2 protein-coding genes are annotated in these 2,301 nt (G+C 81.4%); both read left to right on the top strand.

All coding sequences use genetic code 11. From position 1 onward, the window contains the following. The first annotated feature begins 23 nt into the window (after positions 1–23). Positions 24–1,181, top strand: coding sequence for a glycosyltransferase (locus tag GTR00_RS19190; protein WP_166613159.1), 1,158 nt, complete (start codon positions 24–26; stop codon positions 1,179–1,181). Next, on the top strand, positions 1,178–2,301 hold a 1,124-nt coding region (locus GTR00_RS26060; protein WP_166613160.1), incomplete at its 3' end, for a glycosyltransferase family 4 protein. The genes GTR00_RS19190 and GTR00_RS26060, both read left to right, overlap by 4 nt.

Below are 2,301 nucleotides of genomic sequence, written 5' to 3' on the forward strand. Positions count from 1 at the left end.
GGGCACGCCGAGCTGGTGGCGCCGTGCCCCGCGTAGCGGTGCTGCGCCACCAGCTCGGCGTGCCCTCCGAGACGTTCGTGCTGGAGCAGGCGCGCTCCTTCGGCCGCTGGGAGCCCGTGCTCGTCGCCCGCGACCAGCCCCCGGCCCACCTCGAGGCCGGCGTGCCCGTCGTCAGCCTCGCCCGGCGCGGCGGGGCGCTGGCCGCCGCGGCGCACGCCGCCGGCGCCGCCGGGCCCCTCACCGCGCTGCTGCGCGAGCTGCGCGCCGACGCGGTGCTGGCCCACTTCGGCGTGGAGGGCGCCCACGCGCTGCCCGCGGCGCGGCGCGCCGGGCTGCCCCTGGCCACCGTCTTCCACGGCTTCGACGCCACCTGCACGCGCGCGGCCCTGCTGCGCGCGCGCCGCGCCTCGTGGGTGACGTACGCGCGGCGCCTGCCGCGCCTGGCCCGCCAGGGCGAGCTGTTCCTGCCGGTGTCCGCCCACCTGCGCGCACGGCTGCTGGAGCGCGGCTTCCCCGCCGCGCGCACCGCGGTGCACCACCTGGGCCTGGACCTGGCCAAGGTGCCCGCCGCGCTGCCCGGCGCGGTGCCCGCCGCCGACCCGCGCACCGTCGTGCACGTGGCGCGGCTGGTGCCGAAGAAGGGCACCGCGCACCTGCTGCGCGCCGCGGCCCTGCTCACCGCGCGCGGCGTGGACGTGCGGCTGGTGTGCGTGGGCGACGGGCCGCTGCGCGCGCCGCTGGAGCAGCTGGCCCGCGACCTCGGCCTGGGCGGGCGCGCGGTGTTCACCGGCGCCCTGCCCAACGCCGAGGTGCTGGCCCGCGTGGCCGCCGCCGCCGTGCTGTGCCTGCCCAGCGTCACCGCGCCCTCCGGCGACCAGGAGGGGCTGGGCCAGGTGCTGCTGGAGGCCGGCGCCCTGGGCCGTCCCGTGGTGGCCACCGCGCACGGCGGCATCCCCGACGCCGTGCGCGACGGCGTCACCGGCACCCTGGTGCCCGAGGCGGACCCGGTGGCCCTGGCCGCGGCCCTGGAGCGGTACCTGCGCGACCCGGCCCTGGCCGCGCGCACCGGCGCCGCCGCCCGCGCGCACGTCAGCGCCCGCTTCGACGTGCGCGCGCGCACCCGACTGCTGGAGGAGCGCCTGGACGCCCTCGCGGCCGCCGCCCGCGGCGGTGCCCGGTGACCCCCGCGGGCCCGGTGGGCGCGGAGGTGCCGGTGGGCGCGGAGGTGCCGGGGGGCGGGCGCGTGGTGGTGCTCACCCGCGGCCTGCCCCTGCACCACGCCGGCGGCATGGAGTCCGTGGCGTGGGACCTGTGCCGGGCGCTGGCCGCCACCGGGCCCGTCACCGCGCTGACCACCCACCTGCCCGGGCGCCCCGCGCGCGCCGACGTGGAGGGCGTGGACGTGCGCGCCCTGCCCGGCACCCGCCCGGGGCGCTACTCGCGCACCTGGTGGAGCGCCTCGCGGCGCGAGCTGGAGCGGCTGCTGGCGGGCGGGGACGTCACCGGCGTGCTGTCCGTCAGCGCCGGCGCGTTCTCCTGCCTGGACCTGCCCGGGCGCGGCGGCGCCCGCCTGGTCCTGCAGGCCCACGGCACCTCCGTGATGGAGCTGACGTCCAAGCTGACCTCGCGCTCCCCGCGCGCGGCGGCCTCCGCGGTGCGCAACGCCCGCGGCCTGCTGCGCGACGCGCGCTCCTACCGCCGCTTCGACGCCGTCGTGGCCGTCGGCCCCGCCGTCGCCCGGTCCCTGACCTCGCCGCCGCTGGGGCGCCTGGTGGGGATGCCGCCGGTGCACGTGCTCGCCAACGGCGTGGACACCGCCCGCTTCCGGCCCGACCCGGCCGCGGCCGCCGCCGAGCGCGCCGCCCTGCACCTGCCCGCCGGGGCCCGCGTGCTGCTCGTCACCGGCCGCCTGCACCCGCAGAAGCGCGTGGACCGCGCCGTGCGCTGCCTGCGGGAGCTGACCGGGCGGCACCCGGACCTGGACGCCCACCTCGTCGTCGCCGGCGGCGGCGCGGAGGAGCCGCGGCTGCGCGCGCTGGCCGCCGAGCTCGGCGTGGCCGGGCGGGTGCGCTTCACCGGCGCCGTGCCGCGCGAGCGGGTGCCCGCGCTGTGCGCGGCCGCGGACGTGTCGCTGCTGACCTCGCAGTGGCGCGAGGGCCTGCCGATGGCGGTGCTGGAGTCCCTGGCGTGCGGCACCCCGGCGGTGACGGCGCTGACCACCGCCCCCGTGCAGGACGCCGGCGACGCCGTCGTGCGCGCCGACGCCGCCGACCCGGCCGCGCTGGCCGCGGCCGTGGCGGG

The organism is Kineococcus indalonis (genome assembly GCF_009906395.1).
GTDB classification, from domain to species: Bacteria; Actinomycetota; Actinomycetes; order Actinomycetales; family Kineococcaceae; genus Kineococcus; species Kineococcus indalonis.